The sequence below is a fragment of the Candidatus Colwellia aromaticivorans genome, from assembly GCF_003333305.1.
GTDB lineage: Bacteria > Pseudomonadota > Gammaproteobacteria > Enterobacterales > Alteromonadaceae > Colwellia > Colwellia aromaticivorans.
The window spans coordinates 1-19,999 of sequence record NZ_QOLD01000019.1; the positions used below are offsets into that span (position 1 = coordinate 1).

Sequence of the window (19,999 nt, forward strand, 5' to 3'; positions counted from 1 at the left end):
GAAAGCTTGTGGCTTAAATTGACTCTGTCAAACACAGTGTTGACAGTCGGCTTGGTTTTATCCTCCACACCATTACTGGCTTTCATCGGCCTAGCCTTACTCACTACTACGGGTTCATCTGCCACCTCACACTCGTAATACTCTTGAGTCACCTCTTGAATAATACGTCCAACCATTTTTGATCAAATCATTTTGATTGGATACAATGCCAGGCTTCCCCAGTTACTGCACTAGTTCCCTGTTAGAAATTCCACCCTCAAACACAGCATTGGTCTGACTAAGTATTGGGCTTCGCGCTATTTTGGACGCTTACCCACCAATACCGCCGAAGCAGGTTACGGTTAGTTGTGTACCTCTAACTTCTTATGGCTTCCTTCAGACCCCACCGTTAGCCAGTGACGCCCTTGCCATTCAGATTATCTTCCCCTTAGTCGGGGTGATAAGGCTTCTTTCAGCCTATCGGGTTTGCCAGCTTCGCTGGGCAAACAAAAAAGCCTTCAAAAATTGAAGGCTTTATCATTCATAAAAGATTAACTACTTTTTTGGTGCTGCTTTCACTTCAGCTTTTGGTGCTGCTTTCACTTCAGCTTTTGGTGCTGCTTTCACTTCAACTTTTGGTGCTGCTTTCACTTCAACTTTTGGTGCTGCTTTCACTTCAGCCTTTGGCACGGCTTTCACTGCTGCTTTTGGCGCGGCTTTCACTGCTGCTTTTGGTGCGGCTTTCACTGCTGCTTTTGGTGCGGCTTTCACTGCTGCTTTTGGTGCGGCTTTCACTGCTGCTTTTGGCGCGGCTTTCACTGCTGCTTTTGGCGCGGTTTTCACTGCTGCTTTTGGCGCGGCTTTCACTGCTGCTTTTGGCGCGGCTTTCACTGCTGCTTTTGGTGCGGCTTTCACTTCAACTTTTGGTGCAATCGGTTGATTTTCAACTACAGGCTGAGTCGTTTGAGTTGAAAGTACTGAAAAAGAGTCGCTAAGAATAACTTCAGCATCTTTTTTCGCCTTGGTAAGGGTTTCAGATGTTTCTTTTATAGCTTCAGTCAATTGGCTCTGCACATCAGCACTAAATTTTGATTGTTCTGCAACCAAATTAGTAACGTCTGTAGTTGCAGAAATATTTCGGCTAAATGAAAGACTGTCATCAATCAAACTTGCAATGAGCAATCCTTGTTGATGTGCAACAGTACTTGCTGTTGATATATTTAATTCGACCAATTTATCAATTGGATTTTTTAATGAGGTCTGAAATAACTCTGAAAATTGATTAAACATGCACTTCTCCTAAAATTTTGCTGCTTAGCAGCATTGCTTGGTGAGAATTTAACCAATTTTTCAGTGTGGAGTCAACCTTTATTTTGTTGCACCGCAACAAAAGCTTACTTTTTATCCCCTGGAGTCTTAAATTTATTCCACATATTCATATTTTGTTCAACAATACTGCTAAACAAACCAAATGGAGAATTTTTATTAATACCACTACTTAGCTTTAAAATATCATCTTGATGTTCAATAAAAGCAGACATACTTTGCTCAAGAAACTCTTGTAGATAATCTTGATTATCATTGCCATAAAAACATATCAACCGTTTTAATAAGGTGTTGGTTAATAACGATTGACGCTCACTGGTTTCTTCTTCACTTATAATTTGAATTAAAATACTACGCGTTTTATCTTCATCTGTTTTTGAGTCAACTATTTGAAATTCTTGATTAGCTATAACTAATTCTCGAATATAATCCAAATTTACATAATGACTCTGTGAAGTGTCATAAAGACGGCGGTTTGGATATCTTTTAATTTTGATCAACGGCAACCTCGGTTGGTTATTAATTTTACTTAAACGTTCTACTCACAATTTAGATGAATTAGAGGAAGTAATCTTAACGTTTAGTATAACAGACATACTGACTATAAAAAAAGCGACCTTTCTGGTCGCCTTTCATCTGAACTATTTACTTAACAAGAAAACACCAAAAAATAGGACTATTACCTGTTAAATATGCTAAATACGTTTTCTAACGTAGCTGCCAGGGGCTGCTTCAATACTTGCATACTTTTTAGAGCCTTGTTTACGTGCTGTTACTTGCTTACCTGATTGAGGAACAACCCATTCTTCCCAATCGGTCCACCAAGAACCTTCTTTTTTGGTTGAACTTTCAAACCAATGTTCAGCAGAGTCAGAAAGCTCATCATTAACCCAATGTGGATACTTACCGTGATCCACTGAGTTAATTACACCAGCTAAATGACCAGAGCCCGCTAAAACGAACCTTGTAGGTCCAGAAAGCGCTTTAGCTCCTTTGTACGATGCTTGCCACAAAACAATATGATCGGCAATTGTAGCTAAGAAATAACTTGGCGTATCAATTTTACTTAGTTCAATAGGGACGCCTTCAACTTCAACAGCGCCATCTTTTATCAAGTTATTATGTTGATAGGTATTTGTCATATAAAAATCAAAGGTTTCCGCTGGTAAGTTTGATGAATCACTGTTCCAGTATAAAATATCAAACGGCGCAGGATCTTTACCCTTGAGGTAATTATTAACAAAGTACGACCAAAACAGGCTATTTTCACGTAGCATGCTAAACGCTAAACCAAGCACACGACCATCTAATATGCCTTTTTCTTTAATATCCTTTTTCAAGAAAGGTAACATTTTCTCAGAAAGATAAACGCCTATTTCACCCGGCTCTTCAAAATCTAATAATGTTGTTAAAAAGGTCAATGAGTTTATTCTAGTATCACCTTTTGCCAATAAGTATGATTGGGTTGTTGCTAACAGCGTTCCACCGATGCAATAACCAACAACATTTACTTTGCTCGATTTAGTTAATTCTTCAATAACATCAAGTGAGGCGATTGGCCCTTCTTTCATATAGTCATTAAAGCCTTTATGAGAAAGTGTCTTGTCAGGATTTATCCATGAAATGACAAATACAGTATGGCCCTGGCCTACAGCCCATTTTATCAGCGATTTTTGTTCATCCATGTCCAAGACATAATATTTATTAATAAAAGGTGGAATAATCAGTAACGGGACTTCATTGACTTTTTTAGTGGTTGCTTTGTACTGTATAAGTTGAATTAAGTCATTTTGGTAAATTACATCACCTGGGGTGTAAGCTAAGTCTTCCCCTAAAGTAAAAGCATCAACGTCAGTTTGGTTGATCTTAAGGGCATCAGCAGGGCTTTTTTGCAAGTCTTGCATAAAGTTTTGCAACCCCTTGATGAGGTTCTCGCCTTTAGAGTCTAAGATGTCCCGACAAACCTCTGGGTTCGTTAATGCATTATTACTTGGAGAAACAGAACTAATATATTGTCTAGTATAGAACTTAACTTGCTCTTCAGCTTTAGGATCATCGAAATGCAAACTATTAACGGTGTCTTGCATCATGGTAGAATTTAAAAGGTAAGACTGTTTTAAATAGTTAAAAACAGGGTTTTCAGACCATTCACTGTCTTTAAACCGTTTATCACTACGTTCCTCAGTCACCACTGGGTCAACTTTCGGGTCAACTTTTGAACCGAGTAATGCTTTAGTCGCATTTTGCCAAAGCTCAGCTTGCTGATTCATAAAAGCCATCTGTTTATTCAATAACATGGCTGTATCAACTTTTACCCCTTTAGATAAAAGTTCAGTTAGCTTTTCTGAATCCAACATTGAAGTTAAACTTTCTTTATCAGAATCACTTAAAACCTGTTTAACCATGGTGTTAAATATCTCTGAGTATTGCTCTAAAAAATCAGCGACTTCTTTCTGCTCACTCGATTCCATAATATATCCTTGTAAATAATGTGGTTATAATCTATTTGCCTTTAAAGCAACCCAAATTTAAAAATTGAAATGTTTTGATAAAAATCATTAGTCAACAATTTGCAAACAATAACAATAAAGTACAAACAATAACAATAAGATACAAACTTATTTGAAAAATATCTACTTTAGCAGCATTGCATCAGGCTTAAAGATTAACATATAGTGAATGCCTGTATGTAGTAATACTATAGATATAATCATTATTGACGCAGTGCAGCAAAGAATTATTGACCAATCTGAATTCACTAGGTATACTCGCTTAAAATCTACATGCTGCACCGCAATAAGATGTAATATAATAGGAACCTTAGCTAAGCCTAAAAATAAAACTTTAACCTTAGCTAACTCTAATGTAAACGAATCAGCCTGTAATGTTGGTGTATTGACCGCTTGTAAACATTTTAAGCTCAATACGCAGGGTAATACAAGTTGAAAATTTATCTGAAGGATAAAACGCATGATGTATCAAAGTTACGATCTATATAGTCGCTCCGCCGAAATGATGAATGGTTTTATCGCGTTGGGTCAAACATTAATTAATAATCCCTACAACCCTTATGCAAAGACCTTTCTGGGTAAAAGCATCAGTGCGGGGCTTGATAGCGCCTTCCATCACACTAAAGTTTACGACAAACAACCTTTCGACATTAAAACAACAACAATTGATGGTGAAACGGTTAACATTGACGAACAGGTTATTTTAAAAAAACCTTTTTGTAATTTAATTCACTTCAAACAAGATACTAAGGTTCAACAACCTAAACTATTTGTGGTTGCTCCACTTTCAGGTCATCATGCAACATTGTTGAAAGCAACAATAGAACGTTTAATTGCCGACCATGATGTTTACATTACTGATTGGCTGGACGCTAAAAATGTTCCTTTATCTGAAGGTGAGTTTAATTTTGATGATTATGTAACTTACGTGGTCGATTTTATGAAAGAAATCGGCGAAAACACCCATGTATTGGCCGTTTGCCAACCTGCGGTTCAGGCGCTAATAGCAACCGCTGTATTGGCTAAAGAAAAAGATCCTGCTACACCTAAATCTCTTACCATAGTAGCAGGCCCTATTGATACAAGTATCAATCCTAACGAACTTAACAAATATGCCAATAGTAAAGATTTAAGCTGGTTTGAAAATAACGTTGTTATGACAGTGCCTAATCGCTACCCTGGCGCAGGTAGAAAAGTATATCCTGGTTTTATTCAATTAAGCTCTTTTATTGCAATGAATATGGAAAGTCATATAAAGAAACATAAGGATTATTTTGGCGATGTTTTTCATGGAAAAGAAGAAGAGTCTACCAGTCACCGTAACTTTTATGATGAATATTTATCTGTATTAGACCTTAATGGTGAATTCTATTTAGAAACTCTTGATCGTGTTTTTATAAATCACGATTTAGCTAATGGTAAAATGACTTACCATGGTGAACTTGTTGATTTATCAGTAATAACTGATACAGCATTACATACTATTGAAGGGCAAAATGATGATATTTGTTCTATAGGCCAAACCCAAGCTGCACATGCTTTATGTTCTGGTATTCCAGATGAAAACAAATTAGATCAAGTTTTTGAAGGTGTAGGTCATTTTGGAACCTTTAGTGGTTCTGCTTTTAGAAACAGAATAGCCCCTAGTATTGCTGACTTTATTCAAAAACATAACTAGTTTTCTTGTGAGAAAAATAGTTTAAAAAGAAAATAAAAAAAGTAGATTTGTTTTATCAAATCTACTTTTTTTTATCATTTATACTCGACTATCTTGCTACCCAACCACCATCTAATACCATGGTTTGTCCTGTCATATTTTTAGCTACGTCACTCGCTAAATAACTTACTGAACCACATATTTCTTCTATATCAATAAACGCTTTTTTCGGCATTGGCGCCAACATAATATTATTAACAACTTCTTCTTCAGTAATACCGTGTTCTTTAGCCGTATCTGCAATTTGTTTCTCAACTAATGGAGTTTTTACATAGGCTGGGCAAATTGTATTAATAGTTATATCTTGATCACCTGTTTCTAACGCAATAACTTTAGAAAATCCGATAATGCCATGTTTGGCTGCTACATAAGCACTTTTGAATGGAGATGCAACTAAACCATGTAAAGAGCCAATATTAATAATACGACCAAAATTATTAGACCTCATTAAAGGTAGTACTGCTTTGGTCATCATTGCTGGGCCGACTAATAATACATTAGTAATCAATTGCCATTTATCTGCTGGAAACTCCTCTAATTTAGAAACATATTGAATACCGGCATTATTTACTAAAACATCGATGCGGTTATTAAATTCATCAGCATGGGCTATAACATTATCAATATCAGCTTGCACTGTGACATCAAGTTTAAACGCTAGCGCATCTCCCCCCGACTGATTAATACTTTGAGCTACCTCTTGAGCCACAGCTAAATTAATATCAGTAATAAGAACTTTGTAACCTTGCTTAGCTAAATCTTTAGCTATTCCTAAGCCTATACCACTGACAGAACCCGTTACTAAAGCTGTTTTTTTATGTGTCATTTTTCATTCCATTAGTTGATTGATTGATTGATTGATTGATTGATTGTATTTTAACAGAATATAACGATAGCTTGCTAATGTTAACTAAACACTTCAACTTTTATCTTAAGAGTATAATTTTTAACTCCAATAGCTCAATACACACCAAAACAAACATATATAATATAAAAAAGACATATACATTAACCAAGTACCAATCAAATAAAAAAACAAGATATAAATAAAAAAGAACAAAAAAACCACAAAAGTAATACTTTAGTTTAATAGGTGAATGATTCAGCTTGATATATGATGAATATCGAACAGGAAAGCTCAAAACATATGAAGCTTCTAAATACCTATACCCGCTCCACTTGAAGATGTATGATTCAGCTGGAAGTAGAGCAGGTATATATAATAAATATTAAATACATCAAGGAGTAAAAATATGGGACGCATTGCATTAGTAACAGGCGGAACACGTGGTATAGGCGAATCGATTAGCGTTATGTTGAAAGAGAACGGTTATACTGTTGTCGCAAACTATGCTGGTAATGATGAAGCAGCTAAAGAGTTTACAGAGCGAACAGGTATTCAAACTTCTAAATTTGATGTTGGCAATTTTGAAGCTGTGACTAAAGCGATAAGCGATATAGAATCTGATGTAGGTCCAATCGAAGTACTTGTAAACAATGCAGGTATAACAAGAGATGGTACTATGCACAGAATGAGCTTTGATAAGTGGAATGCAGTTATTCAAACTAACTTATCCTCTTGTTTCAATACCTCTCGTGCTGTTATTGAAGGTATGAGAGATCGTTCATTTGGTCGTATTGTAAATATAGGTTCAGTTAATGGTCAAGCTGGCCAATATGGACAAGTGAATTATGCAGCGGCTAAATCTGGTATCCATGGTTTTACCAAAGCATTAGCTCAAGAAGGCGCAGGCAAAGGTATTACGGTAAATGCGATTGCACCAGGTTATGTTGCAACGGATATGGTTCGCGCTGTACCTGCAGACGTTTTAGCAAAAATTGTTAAAACAATACCTGTAGGACGTTTAGGCGAACCAGAAGATATTGCTCGTTCAGTATTGTTTTTAGTGGCTGATGAAGCAGGTTTTTGTACTGGCTCTACATTATCTATTAATGGTGGTCAGCACATGTACTAAATATAAAAGTATCGCATGATAACTTTTATATTCTTAACGTAGATGAGTAATCATCTACGTTTTTTTTATTAACTAATCAAAACTTAGCTATGTAATCAGTAAACCCAATACCTAGCGCAATGAATGCTCTATTTTCAGCTTTATGACTAAATGACTAAAGGCGTGTTTAAATTTCAAGCGGATTTGCCAATATATTTAAATCTACAGCTTGTACTTGTATCAGATCCTATTAACTTTCAGTTGGTAAGCTGCTAAGCAACAGTCATATTGTCTACCATTAACTGCACCGTGCGTTTACCGCGAAACTCGTTAACATCTAATCGATAAGCTAAATGTACCCGTTTTGCTTGAGTATTAGGCCAGGCCTTTACATCTATATTAAAGGCGATACCATCAAAGACTTCACCCTGCTTTTCTACCATCAGTTTAAGGTGTTTTTCGCCAACAATACGTTGTTGCACCAATATAAAGGTGTCATCAAATAACGGCTCAGGGAAGTTTTGTCCCCAAGGGCCTGCCTCTCGTAATTGCTCGGCAAACGTTAGTGTTAAATTATCAAGTGCCAGTTCACCATCTGATAAGATAAAACTTTGTAAATCTTCTGCTTTGAGCCACTTGCCTGCCAAGTCATTAAACAAAGTTTGAAACTTTTCAAAATCTTGCTGCTTGATTGACAAGCCAGCCGCCATGGCATGACCACCGAATTTGAGGATAAGGTTAGGGTGTTGACTGTCAATACGCTCCAACAAGTCACGAATATGTAAACCAGGAATGGAACGAGCTGAGCCTTTAATTTCTTGCTGCTCAACATTAATTGAGTCATCGTCGCTACCTTTAGCAAAAACAATACAGGGACGATGGAATTTTTCTTTTAACCGTCCGGCAACAATACCAATAACACCTTGATGCCAGTCTTGTTGATATAAGGCGATAGCATTGGGTAAATTTTCTACTGAAAAATTAAGCTGTTTAAAAATGGTTTCAGCCTCAGCTTGCATACCCTGCTCTATTTCGCGGCGCGCTTTATTTAAATCATCAAGATCAGAGGCCATAACACGAGCACTCGCTAAATCAGGCGCTAATAAGCAATTAATACCGTACGACATATCATCTAAACGCCCTGCAGCATTGATTCTTGGTCCTAAAGCAAAGCCAAAATCTGAAGCAACTAAGCGCTGTTGATTTTTCTTGGCTACTTCTATTAGCGCTTGAATGCCAGGACGAGTTTGACCTGCTCGAATGCGTTTTAGACCTTGGTCAACTAATATACGATTATTAGCATCAAGTGACACCACATCAGCTACCGTACCTAAGGCGACTAAATCAAGTAATTGTGCAATATTGGGTTCGATAATATTGCGCTCAACAAAATAGCTTTTGTCTCTAAGGTAACTTCTTAGTGATAACATCAAATAAAATGCAACACCTACGCCCGCAAGGGATTTACTAGGAAATGGACAACCGACTTGATTGGGATTAACAATGGCATCAGCCTGAGGTAGCTCATGGCCGGGTAAATGATGATCAGTGACAAGCACTTGTAAACCCAGCTCTTTAGCGCGATTCACGCCAGCAACACAACTAATACCGTTATCAACAGTTACTAACATTTGTGCGCCTTGCTTAGCGGCTATATCAACTATTTCGGGCGTTAAACCATAACCATATTCAAACCGATTCGGCACTAAAAAAGAATGATTAACACAACCCATTGAAGTTAACGCTTCCATCATCAAAGCAGTGCTAGTTGCACCATCAGCATCAAAGTCACCTACGATAATAATATTTGTACTATTAATTAAGGCCGCATGTAATAACTGACAAGCATCATCTAACCCTTTTAAAGCATAATCATCTTTACGATTTTTTTGTAAATTAAGGCCTTGTAAATTACCAACCTTTAGCTCAAGTTGCTGTGCAGACTCTACGCCTCTACTAGCATAAATTTGTCGAATACTTTCAGGTATGGTATTTGGCAAGTGCTCAGTAAGCATCTTTTTACGGCGGATAATTTGTTTATTCATAGATAATTTATTTAAACGGCTTAATTTAATAACTTAAAGAGTTTGTAATAATTGCTCTAATTGAGCAGGAGGTTGATAACCCGGTACCATCATACCCGTTGATAAAATAATAGCAGGGGTGCCATTAACACCCACTTGACGGCCAAATTTATACTGACCTTCAATCGGATTATCACAGACACGATAACCAATGCCTTTACTATTTTTAGCATCGGTCATTGCTGCAATAGGATCATCACTACACCATACTGAGCGTAAGTCTTTAAAACCATCAGTATAATTACCTAGACGGTCTTTAATACCAGAGCGAGGATAAGCTAAGTAACGAAATGTGATACCACGCGCATTATAATCATCCATTTGTTTGTGCATTTTACGACAATAGCCACACGTGATATCAGTAAAAACCGTCACGACATATTTTTCATCTTTGGCTTTATAAACAATCATGTCGTCTTTAAACTTTTCCATGCCTTCCAAGCGCATTTTAACTAAACTTTGTTCCGCTATATCAGTTACATCAGTTATTAAGCTATAAACCTTACCTTGAATAAAGTAATCGCCATTATAACTTGAGTAATATAAGCCTTGATCTGTTATCAATAAAGCAATCCCAGGAACAGGCGTTTTTTCAACTTTGACCACAGTTAACCCTAACTTAGTTTTAATTTTTGCTTTTAGGGAATCGATATTTAATTGTGTGGGATCTAATTCAGGTGGCTTAGCTATACTACTTGGTACTTGTGAAATGTTCGCAACTGCTTGCTCATTGATAAATAAGAAAACACTCATTGCAGTAATAACCAAAATACAAACAATCAAAACATTTTTAAACATACTTTATTCCTAAATTTTCAGTTAACGACTATATACCCGCTCCACTTGAATATGCTCGTTTCAGGAAGTCTGAGCGATTCATAACCAAGGCACATTTTTTTATTAAGGGTTATTCAGGAGAATGTGCTCCTGCATTCTCTAATAAGCTACGTCCATGTAGCGTCCTTAAAAAGAAATGTAACGCAGAGTATGATTTGCTCAGCCTTCCCCAAGGGGCTGGTTTAGAAACGCTGTATACTGCTTTATTGATTTCGACAAGGGAACAACCATTCTCTTCAATCAATGCATTGCCTAAAAACGTTTCTAATTCCAGCTGAATCATGCATATTCAAGTGGAACGGGTATGTATTAATAGTATTGACCGTTTTAATAACGATGAAGTTACAGTCGTTTCGGCAATTTTTCAACATTAAATTGAATTGTACTAAATGATTTTGTTAAAATCTCTAGTAATTATGTACTTCCATTGTTTTTAGGCACACTTTCATGAAAATTGGTTTATTCTACGGCTCTACCACATGTTATACAGAAATCGCAGCTGAGAAAATTCAAGCCGTCATAGGCGATGATCTAGTTGAACTTCACAATATCAAAGAGGTTGCGCTTGCTAATTGTCTTGATTATGACTTTATTATTCTCGGTATTTCAACTTGGGATTATGGCCAAATCCAAGAAGACTGGGAATCTATTTGGCTCGATATTAATACCTTAGACCTGAGCGGAAAAACTGTTGCTTTATATGGGATGGGTGACCAAATAGGTTACACCGATTGGTTTCAAGACGCATTGGGTATGTTACATGAGCAGGTAATAGCACAAGGCGCACAACTGATTGGTTATTGGCCAAATAAAGGATATGAATTTGCAGCATCAAAAGCATTAACTGAAGACAATAAACATTTTGTTGGCTTATCGCTTGATGAAGATAATCAATATGATCTCAGTGAAGATCGTATTGATCAATGGTGTGAACAAGTTTTAATTGAGTACAGTGAAAGGTAAGATATCAAGTTGCGCGTTAATCATTTCGAGTAACGCGATAAAATGGTTACAGCAGTCTTTAAAACCACTATAATTGCCGCCAACTGTAGAAAACTCCCAACTTAGTGAAAATCCCTTATGTTTGAGCAATTTGATCTCGACTCAGAATTATTAGCCAGTATTAAAGAACTTGGCTATAAAAAACCAACCTCTATTCAAGAATTGGTTATTCCCCAAGCAATGCTAGGAAAAGACATTCTTGCCTCTGCGCCAACAGGCACAGGTAAAACAGCCGCATTTTTGTTACCTATTGCTCAACACTTACTTGATTATCCTCGTACGCAGCCTGGGTTTCCTCGCGTACTAATATTAACACCAACACGCGAACTGGCTATTCAAATTGGCCAAGACAGTGAGCAAATAAACAAGTTAACTAAAATTAAAACCGGCGTAATTACTGGCGGCGTAAATTACGGAAGTCATGATGATATTTTAAATAGTACTACCGATATATTAGTTGCCACACCGGGTCGTTTATTAGAATACATTGAAAATGAGCAATTTGACGCGCGTGAAATTGAAATTTTAGTACTTGATGAAGCCGATCGCATGTTAGACATGGGCTTTAGTGAAGCTATTAATCGTATTGTTGGTGAAGCTCGTTGGCGTAAACAAACCATGCTGTTTTCTGCCACATTAGAAGGCGCAGGGGTTATTCGTTTTGCTAAAGAGGTATTAACTGAACCAGAGTTTTTAGAGTCATCTCCCTCTAGAAAAGAAAAAGCCAAAATTCATCAGTGGTTACATCTAGCTGATAATGCCGAACATAAATTTAAGTTGTTAGTCAATATATTGAAACAAGAAGGTGTAGACCGCACTGTTGTTTTTGCTAATAAACGTGAAACCGTGCAATATTTGTCAGGTAAATTATACAGCGAAGAATTACCGTGTGTTTGGCTTGAAGGAAAAATGCCACAAGACAAACGTAATAAATCAATTTCACGTTTCAAAAGTGGTGGCATAAAAATACTGGTCGCTACTGATGTTGCCGCTCGCGGTTTAGATATTGATGACATAACCCATGTAATTAATTTTGATCTGCCGCGCAAGGTTGATATTTATATTCACCGTATTGGGCGTACTGGCCGTGCGGGTTTAAAAGGTACCGCAATATCATTAGCTGAAGCGCATGACATGATGGTTGTTGGTAAAATAGAGCGTTATCAGGATGAACGATTACAACGTCGCGTTATCGATGAATTACGACCAAAGCACAAAGAATCACGCGTTGCGAATAAAAAAGCGAAAGTAAAATTATCCACCGCACAAAAAAAAGCGAAAGCAAAAAAACAGTCAAAGAAGAAAGTAAAAAAATCGAAAGCTAAATAGTAATCAATGAAATTGTAGACTAATGCCAACACTTCATATTGTTGGCATTTTATAAATTGAAACTAACTTTACGACACTGACATTGCACATTGTTTTCTTAATAAAAAAATTAAAATAACCTTGCGTTATTAAGAATAATAAAGATTAAAAATCAACAAGTGCTGTTCAAGTGAATGCAACCATAGTGACTGGCTTTCCTGGCTAGGTATTAAGACTAGTCACTTGCCACATTATCATTCATTAATATTTATTTTACGGGTAAAGATCAATTCATTACCTTGGCTTAAATCGCTGCTAAATTGATAACCAGCTAAATCAAAGTCTTTCACTTGTTCAACATTACTTATTTTGTTTTGAATAATATAACGAGCCATTAAACCACGGGCCTTTTTAGCAAAGAAGCTGATCATCTTATATTGACCATTTTTCCAATCTTTAAATTGTGGTGTGATAATCCTCGCGTTTAAAGACTTTTTATTAACGGCTTTAAAATATTCATTTGAGGCTAAGTTAATCAGCACATCATCACCTTGCTCGGCTAATGCTTGGTTCAACTCATTAGTAATGATATCTCCCCAAAATTGATATAAATTAGCACCGCGAACATTATCAAGTTTTGTGCCCATTTCGAGACGATAAGCTTGCATTAAATCAAGGGGTTTTAGTAAACCATATAGACCCGATAAAATACGAAAATGTTGTTGAGCAAAATTAAAATCATCATCACTAAAAGAGTTAGCATCTAAGCCTGAATAGACATCGCCATTAAAAGCTAACACTGCTTGCCGAGCATTTTTAGGGGTGAAAGGTAATGACCATTCACCAAATCGTGCTGCATTTAATCCTGCTAATTTATCACTTAATTTCATCAATGAGGCAATTTGATCCGATGAAAGCTCAAGGCAACGCTCCATCAGTATTTCACTGTGAGCCAGTAAACTTGCTTGGCTATTTTTTGTAGTCGCTAAAGGGGATTCAAAATCTAATTTTTTCGCAGGAGAAACGACAAGTAGCATAATATTTATCTATTCTTTATGTGGATACATTTTTATAACATCACTATATCATAGGATAAAAGCAATCATAGCGCCTTATCTCGTTAAACTTATCCATACCCGCTCCAATTGAAGATGCTTGTTTCAGGAAGTCTGAGCGATTCATAATCAAGGCACATTTTTTTATTAAGGGTTATTCAGGAGAATGTGCTCCTGAACAACCATTATCTTCAATCAATGCCTTGCGTACATGGATGTAGGTACTTAGGTTCAGTCTGGAACTATGAACCTGTGCCTAAAAGTGTTTCTAATTCCAGCTGAATCATGCATCTTCAACTGGAACGGGTATATACAGCACTGAAGTAAATGGTTATTTAAAAAAAACATTAAAACTTGTATCAAATGCCGTTTAAATCCGTACTTTTAACTTTTTATGGTGTAATATTTTCCCAACTAAATTAAACCATTTCTATTTTGCAATATGCTTAGGTACTGCCATGACAAACTTACTTTCTCAACTTGAACAATTAAAACAAATGACCACTGTCGTTGCCGATACCGGCGACATTGAAGCAATTGCTAAATTTCAACCACAGGATGCGACAACTAATCCTTCTTTATTATTAAAAGCAGCCGCACTACCTTTATATCAACCGCTTTTAATTGATGCGGTAACATGGGCAAAAGCACAATCAACAGATGCTAATCAACAAGTGATTGATGCGGCAGATAAGTTATCCGTTTTAATTGGCTTAGAGATTTTAAAAACAGTTCCAGGCCGTATTTCTACTGAAGTTGATGCCCGCCTTTCATTCGACACCAAAGAATCAATTACTAAAGCACATAAATTAATCGCTATGTACAATGAAGCAGGTATTAGCAACGATCGTATTTTAATCAAACTAGCGTCTACATGGGAAGGTATTAAAGCCGCTGAAGTCTTAGAAAAAGAAGGCATTAACTGTAACCTAACATTATTGTTTAGTTTTGCTCAAGCAAGAGCCTGCGCTGAAGCGGGTGCTTACCTTATTTCTCCTTTTGTTGGTCGTATTCTTGACTGGTTCAAAAAAGATACCGGACGTACTGAATACCCAAGTGATGAAGATCCCGGTGTAGTATCGGTAACAAGTATTTATAACTATTACAAAAGCAATGGTTTTAATACCGTAGTAATGGGCGCGAGCTTTAGAAATATCGGTGAAATATTAGCATTAGCGGGTTGTGATCGACTAACTATTAGCCCACAGTTAATGAATGAACTAGCAAGTAGCACTGATACAGTTGTACAAAAACTTAATGTGGGTGAAGCTCAGCCAAATCAAGAAACACCATTAACAGAAGCTATTTTTCGCTGGCAGATGAATGAAGACTCAATGGCAACAGAAAAACTGGCTGAAGGTATTAAGAACTTTGCAATCGATCAAGTTAAGCTTGAGAAACAATTAGCCGAGATGCTTCCTTCGACAAGCTCAGGACAAACGGAATAAATATAGCCGAACGGAATAAAAACAACAATTGAATAAACACAGCCGTTCATGCTGAGCGCGAGGTACGAGCAGTCGAAGTACAATAAGCTTCCTTCAACAGGCTTCCTTCGACAGGCTTCCTTCGACAAGCTTCCTTCGACAAGCTCAGGACAAACGGAATAAATATAGCCGAACGGAATAAAGACAACAATTGAATAAACACAGCCGTTCATGCTGAGCGCGAGGTACGAGCAGTCGAAGTACAATAGGCTTCCTTCGACAGGCTTCCTTCGACAAGCTCAGGACAAACGGAATAAATATAGCCGAACGGACAAGCTTAGGATGAATAAAGGCGATCATTTACAATAAACCTTGTTCTGTTAAATAACGAATAACCTCTGTTAACTGTCCTTGATATTTATGCCAATTACCCACTGATTTATTATTAATGGGTTGCCTTACTTGCACTGCACTGGCTGTTGCTACCGGCGCTAAATTTTTATGAATATCAAGACATTCTTCTTGCCAATCTAAACCACAAAACTCTATAATTTTTATGGCTTCTTCTTCGGGGTTATTCACCAGTTTTTCATAATTAACCACATAAAAGTTATCAGGAAATAACCTTAACCATAATTGGGTTAGCTGTTTAAACTGCTGATAAAACTGTGCGGTAGTTTGTAGATCGTAGGCATAATTATAGTAAGAAAAGTTTACGGCAAACAATTGTCGATAATTACTGACAATGGTGTCTAAAGGGCCTCTGTCTAAGCAAATTATTTTTGCTTTGGGTAACGCCTTTATAATAAAACCCGCATATAAAACATTTAGCGGCATCTTATCAACAAATTTAGCGGTGCTTCCTGTGATTGCGCGCGTACTATCAATGTAAGCTTTTCCTAATTGGTTAAAATTAATTGACGCCGCCGCCATCACCGTTTCTTTATCTATGACTTTATTAGTGCTTGTTTTAGATAATTCTTTTAGCAACAAGCCAAAATGCTGTAATTCACCGGCACTGGTAACCGCTGAGTGTTTTGATAATATTCGCTCTACTAAGGTAGTGCCCGTTCTAGGCATGCCAACCACAAATAAAGGTTCGTCCGAGTCATATCCTGCATTGCATTCATCTGGATTTAAGTTATTTATTTCTGAGGTAGTAAAAAACTCAGTTAGCGCATTAAACATGTTTTTATCATCAGAAAATTGATAATTAAATTGTGCCAACTTGGTTTTCTTAGCCCGGCTAAGATATTGATAGGCTTTATCATAATCACCAAGTGCTTCATATTCTCTTGCCAATGCGTGACCAATATAGAGTAAATCATCTGATTGTGTTAACTGCTGATAAAGTTTGGTTAACCTTTCAATATGATTACTGGTAGGTGTTATATCGCCTAAACTGGTTAAGGCCGCATGAGCCTTACAATAAGTAGGTATTAAGGTAATTGTTTGCTCGTAAGCTTTACGAGCACCACTAAAGTCACCGGTAAACTTTAATGAGGCACCTAAGTTGAAAAAGAATATGCCATTAAGCTCATTGGCCGCTACCGCTTGTTTAAAAAAAGGTACTGCTTGTTGATGTAACCCAATTTGACTGTAAGCAACACCGAGTGTATCAAGGGTTAATGCTGATTTAGTCGGTAGGTTTGCAGCAATGTTAGCATGATGTAATGCTTGGACATGATCATTAACAAGCGCATAATGCTTTGCTAATTGGGCAATATATTCAACCTGCTCTGGCGCCAACACTATCGCTTGTTTTATTAACTCAATAGCTTTAGCATTATTGTGGTGCGCGCTAGCAATCATCGCCAGTAAAAAATAGCCGTCGGCGAAGTATTTATCTTGCGATAAAATACTAATGATAAGTTGATGTGCCTGTTGATATTTCCCTTGGTTAATCGCTTGTTGTGCCTGTTTATGTAACTGCTTAATATTATTTTTCATTTACAATTTACCTTAAACTAATGTACTTTTTACGCGTTTACTTTAAACAAATTTAACTACAAAATAGTAATTATTCACCTAGTTTTATTCCGTTCGCCCTAAGAATTTCCGAATATCCTGAGCTTCCCGTTCACCCTGAGCCGCTTGTCCTGAGCTTGTCGAAGGGTCGAAGGGTCGAAGGAAGCTTGTCGAAGGGAAAAACAAACAAAAAGGCATTGAACCAATAGTTCAATGCCTTTGTTATTTTAGCTGTTAATGGTTATATGTCGAAGACATGACTTATCAAACGTTACATATCAAACATATAGTCAAAGCGTAAACCAATCTTACGTGGTGTTAACAAGTAGTGACCATAATTACGTTGAATGTCTACGCCGTTTGTTACGCCATCAGTAATGATACCGACATTATGACGTACTGAAGTATAAGCATACTTATCGAACATGTTATCAACATACAAGGTAACTGACCATTCATCACCTGATACCCGCGCAGAAATATTACTTAGCGCATAACCGGGTATTTCTTCACCAAAATCACGCAAGCCTACTTTAGAGTACATATCACTTTGGTAAGTTAAACCGTAGTTAACATCAAGTAATTTATCATCAAAAACTTCAGTGCTGTAAGTTAAACCCAAAGAAACTTGCTGCTCAGGCGAGCCCGGTAAGCGATCTCCAGCATAAGCATCAAACTTATTATTATGATAATCTTTATGCAAAGCCTCCGGATTATCTTCAAGGAAGTATTCTTCACTGCTCGGCACACCGAATAAATGAGGAGCATCTTCAGTTAATTCAACTTGCGTATAGGCATAAGTTGCATAAGCGGTCAAACTATCTGATAACATCGCCCGAGATGATATTTCAATGCCTTTTGACTCTGCCGAGGCTGCATTTGAAATAATACCCAATTGACCATTAGCAGTTGCACCCGTTATTTGCGCATCATTCCATTCAACTAAGAATAACGCAGCATTAAAGTGAAATTTGTTAGAAAACCAGGTACTTTTAAAGCCTAACTCGTAGTTAGTGGTGGTGTCAGCAGTGAATACCACCTCATGCGGTAGCCCACAAAGAGGTTGGTTAGTTTCAATATCTTCAGCTGTACAAGCTGGTACACCATTTGAACCACCGATTCTAAAACCTTCACTTACTGTCGCGTAAGCTAAAATATCGTCATTGAATTGATAGCTAACATTAAATTTAAACAAATCGCCATCATCATCAGCTGAAGTTTCTTCTAAATCGAGATTGATTTCATCAGTAGTATAATCACCCAGAATCGTGCTAGATAGTGGTAAATCAAAAGCTGATTTCGATTTCACATCATACTGATAAAAACGCGCACCAAGAGTTAAAGATAATTGCTCTGTTGCTTGATAGCTTAGTTCACCAAACAAAGCCGTTTCGATGATCTCTGTACTATTCACCTGAATATACTCTAAGCTATCAGGCCTTGCTTCACCTAGAAGCGGTAATCGTTCACCAGTATCTTCATCTACATACCATGGGACACCATTTTTAAGGGCATATTCCGAATAATTTAAAGTAAATTCTTTTGAAAAGCTACTTTCTTCATATTTATTATAAAAACCACCGACAATCCAAGATAAGGCTGAGTCACCAGTAGACACTAAACGTATTTCTTGGGTAATAGTATCTGTTTCATCGGCATCACGGGTAAAAGCAGAAAAAGCAGGAAACTCTTCATAGCCATAATCTAAACGAATGAGTAAATCAGTTTGATCACGTTGGCCACTTGTTTCAGATTTTGAAAACCCTGTTGCCGAAGTTAACTCAGCAAAGCCTAAGTCAGCAGTGATTTCTAAACTCACTAAAGAGTCTTCATTTTCGGCTGGCTCAAGGTAGCGATAAGCCGAGTCGTAATCGCCAATAATAGTTGATAACTGATTAGTGTTACTTAAACTATTCGCGTGAACAATAGAACGACCGCCTATTTCTTGTTTCTGATAAAAATACGATAACGTAGAATCAATAATATCATTTGGTTGCCAACGTAACATTATGCGCGCTGTTGTTGCTTGCTCGCTATTCACATCATTAACACGTTTAATATTTTGCTCAACAGCAGCAGAATCAGACCAATCAGGATCAGGCAATGAAACACCCCCTTCTTTGACGGTATAAGCATAATCAATATAACCCGGCTCATCTAAATAATTAAAAGCAACTCGTAAACCTAAGGTGTCATCAATTAATGGCGTATTAAATACAAAACCTGCTTCACCACCAGTGTCATCACTATGAGCGATGTTAAATACGTCACCATAAATAGAGCCTGATGTTTCATCTAAAATAGGTTTATTTGGAAGATAGCGAATTGCACCACCTAACGTACCTGCACCGTATAGAGTACCTTGAGGACCAATAAGTACTTCAACCCGTTCAACATCAATAACTTTCATATCAACCAATAATGGAATTTCACCTACATAAGTGGCCACTGTTCCGCCATCAGAATCCGGGCCAGATGAGTTAGTATTTAAACCACGTACGATAATAGGAGAGTTATCACGACCACCTTGATCCTGAACAGTTAGACCTGGAACCCAACGAGCAACGTCAGATAATTGAGTGATGTTTTGATCTTTCATCACATCACCGTCAAGTGCTGTGATATTCATTGGCGCTTCTTGTACTGTTGAAGCGCGGCGCGAGCCAGTCACTTCAATACGCTCAATACCGTCTGCTTTGCTTTCGGCCTCTTCTGCTAAAACGTATCCGTTTGCAGTAAAAGCTGAACTTAATGCCAAACAAAGCACAGACTTTTTAAAAGTCTGATTAGTATGGATTCTCATTTATTTCCCCTGTGTATAGTTTTTATTT

The 19,999-nt window shown here is 37.2% G+C and carries 14 protein-coding genes; 5 read left to right on the plus strand and 9 right to left on the minus strand.

Features of this window, described 5'->3' with window-relative positions; translation table 11 throughout:
* Positions 1 to 534 precede the first annotated feature (534 nt).
* The 3 genes from phaP to DWA31_RS02865 all read right to left on the minus strand — a co-directional run bounded on the left by phaP (position 535) and on the right by DWA31_RS02865 (position 3,776).
* Positions 535 to 1,269: a TIGR01841 family phasin gene (gene phaP, locus DWA31_RS02855; RefSeq protein WP_114325161.1), complete on the minus strand. Its 735-nt coding sequence runs from the start codon at positions 1,267 to 1,269 to the stop codon at positions 535 to 537.
* A 104-nt stretch (positions 1,270 to 1,373) separates the two neighbouring features.
* The gene (gene phaR, locus DWA31_RS02860) at positions 1,374 to 1,811 is read right to left on the minus strand and encodes a polyhydroxyalkanoate synthesis repressor PhaR (RefSeq protein WP_342766944.1); all 438 of its coding nucleotides are present in this window, start codon (positions 1,809 to 1,811) and stop codon (positions 1,374 to 1,376) included.
* A gap of 189 nt (positions 1,812 to 2,000) precedes the next feature.
* Positions 2,001 to 3,776, minus strand: coding sequence for a PHA/PHB synthase family protein (locus tag DWA31_RS02865; RefSeq protein ID WP_114325163.1), 1,776 nt, complete (start codon positions 3,774 to 3,776; stop codon positions 2,001 to 2,003).
* A 499-nt stretch (positions 3,777 to 4,275) separates the two neighbouring features.
* Here DWA31_RS02865 and DWA31_RS02875 point away from each other — a divergent pair, with 499 nt between their 5' ends.
* The gene (locus DWA31_RS02875) at positions 4,276 to 5,493 is read left to right on the plus strand and encodes a polyhydroxyalkanoate depolymerase (RefSeq protein ID WP_114325165.1); all 1,218 of its coding nucleotides are present in this window, start codon (positions 4,276 to 4,278) and stop codon (positions 5,491 to 5,493) included.
* An 88-nt stretch (positions 5,494 to 5,581) separates the two neighbouring features.
* On the opposite strand, the gene DWA31_RS02880 is transcribed toward DWA31_RS02875, so the two are convergent.
* A complete protein-coding gene (locus DWA31_RS02880) occupies positions 5,582 to 6,358 on the minus strand; it encodes a 3-hydroxybutyrate dehydrogenase (protein WP_114325166.1) in 777 nt (258 codons plus the stop codon).
* 427 nt (positions 6,359 to 6,785) lie between these two features.
* Between DWA31_RS02880 and phbB the strand changes: the two genes are divergently transcribed.
* A complete protein-coding gene (phbB, locus tag DWA31_RS02885; protein WP_114325167.1) occupies positions 6,786 to 7,508 on the plus strand; it encodes an acetoacetyl-CoA reductase in 723 nt (240 codons plus the stop codon).
* A 251-nt stretch (positions 7,509 to 7,759) separates the two neighbouring features.
* On the opposite strand, the gene recJ is transcribed toward phbB, so the two are convergent.
* Together recJ and dsbC are read right to left on the minus strand one after the other, a co-directional pair.
* Positions 7,760 to 9,532, minus strand: a complete 1,773-nt coding sequence (recJ, locus tag DWA31_RS02890; protein ID WP_114325168.1) for a single-stranded-DNA-specific exonuclease RecJ — start codon at positions 9,530 to 9,532, stop codon at positions 7,760 to 7,762.
* A gap of 33 nt (positions 9,533 to 9,565) precedes the next feature.
* Positions 9,566 to 10,369 (minus strand): bifunctional protein-disulfide isomerase/oxidoreductase DsbC, encoded by an 804-nt coding sequence (dsbC, locus tag DWA31_RS02895; RefSeq protein ID WP_114325169.1) that lies wholly within the window; start codon positions 10,367 to 10,369, stop codon positions 9,566 to 9,568.
* Between the two features lie 486 nt (positions 10,370 to 10,855).
* Between dsbC and fldB the strand changes: the two genes are divergently transcribed.
* Both fldB and srmB read left to right on the plus strand, forming a co-directional pair.
* Positions 10,856 to 11,371 (plus strand): flavodoxin FldB, encoded by a 516-nt coding sequence (gene fldB, locus DWA31_RS02905; protein WP_114325171.1) that lies wholly within the window; start codon positions 10,856 to 10,858, stop codon positions 11,369 to 11,371.
* Between the two features lie 117 nt (positions 11,372 to 11,488).
* On the plus strand, positions 11,489 to 12,739 hold the full coding sequence (gene srmB / locus DWA31_RS02910; protein ID WP_114325172.1) for an ATP-dependent RNA helicase SrmB: 1,251 nt from the start codon (positions 11,489 to 11,491) through the stop codon (positions 12,737 to 12,739).
* A gap of 233 nt (positions 12,740 to 12,972) precedes the next feature.
* Here srmB and yaaA read toward each other — a convergent pair whose 3' ends face one another.
* Complete coding sequence (gene yaaA / locus DWA31_RS02915) at positions 12,973 to 13,755, minus strand: peroxide stress protein YaaA (RefSeq protein WP_114325173.1); 783 nt, start codon at positions 13,753 to 13,755, stop codon at positions 12,973 to 12,975.
* A 476-nt stretch (positions 13,756 to 14,231) separates the two neighbouring features.
* Here yaaA and tal point away from each other — a divergent pair, with 476 nt between their 5' ends.
* Positions 14,232 to 15,221 (plus strand): transaldolase, encoded by a 990-nt coding sequence (tal, locus tag DWA31_RS02920; RefSeq protein ID WP_114325174.1) that lies wholly within the window; start codon positions 14,232 to 14,234, stop codon positions 15,219 to 15,221.
* A 339-nt stretch (positions 15,222 to 15,560) separates the two neighbouring features.
* Here tal and DWA31_RS02925 read toward each other — a convergent pair whose 3' ends face one another.
* Positions 15,561 to 17,150, minus strand: coding sequence for a tetratricopeptide repeat-containing sulfotransferase family protein (locus DWA31_RS02925; protein WP_114325175.1), 1,590 nt, complete (start codon positions 17,148 to 17,150; stop codon positions 15,561 to 15,563).
* A 289-nt stretch (positions 17,151 to 17,439) separates the two neighbouring features.
* A complete protein-coding gene (locus DWA31_RS02930) occupies positions 17,440 to 19,971 on the minus strand; it encodes a TonB-dependent receptor (protein WP_114325176.1) in 2,532 nt (843 codons plus the stop codon).
* Positions 19,972 to 19,999 lie beyond the last annotated feature (28 nt).

Bases quoted from the DNA above. Each gene is read 5' to 3' on its own strand.
- phaP (WP_114325161.1), bottom strand. From the start codon at position 1,269: ATGTTTAATCAATTTTCAGAGTTATTTCAGACCTCATTAAAAAATCCA.
- DWA31_RS02865 (WP_114325163.1), bottom strand. From the start codon at position 3,776: ATGGAATCGAGTGAGCAGAAAGAAGTCGCTGATTTTTTAGAGCAATAC.
- DWA31_RS02875 (WP_114325165.1), top strand. From the start codon at position 4,276: ATGATGTATCAAAGTTACGATCTATATAGTCGCTCCGCCGAAATGATG.
- DWA31_RS02880 (WP_114325166.1), bottom strand. From the start codon at position 6,358: ATGACACATAAAAAAACAGCTTTAGTAACGGGTTCTGTCAGTGGTATA.
- phbB (WP_114325167.1), top strand. From the start codon at position 6,786: ATGGGACGCATTGCATTAGTAACAGGCGGAACACGTGGTATAGGCGAA.
- recJ (WP_114325168.1), bottom strand. From the start codon at position 9,532: ATGAATAAACAAATTATCCGCCGTAAAAAGATGCTTACTGAGCACTTG.
- dsbC (WP_114325169.1), bottom strand. From the start codon at position 10,369: ATGTTTAAAAATGTTTTGATTGTTTGTATTTTGGTTATTACTGCAATG.
- fldB (WP_114325171.1), top strand. From the start codon at position 10,856: ATGAAAATTGGTTTATTCTACGGCTCTACCACATGTTATACAGAAATC.
- srmB (WP_114325172.1), top strand. From the start codon at position 11,489: ATGTTTGAGCAATTTGATCTCGACTCAGAATTATTAGCCAGTATTAAA.
- yaaA (WP_114325173.1), bottom strand. From the start codon at position 13,755: ATGCTACTTGTCGTTTCTCCTGCGAAAAAATTAGATTTTGAATCCCCT.
- tal (WP_114325174.1), top strand. From the start codon at position 14,232: ATGACAAACTTACTTTCTCAACTTGAACAATTAAAACAAATGACCACT.
- DWA31_RS02925 (WP_114325175.1), bottom strand. From the start codon at position 17,150: ATGAAAAATAATATTAAGCAGTTACATAAACAGGCACAACAAGCGATT.
- DWA31_RS02930 (WP_114325176.1), bottom strand. From the start codon at position 19,971: ATGAGAATCCATACTAATCAGACTTTTAAAAAGTCTGTGCTTTGTTTG.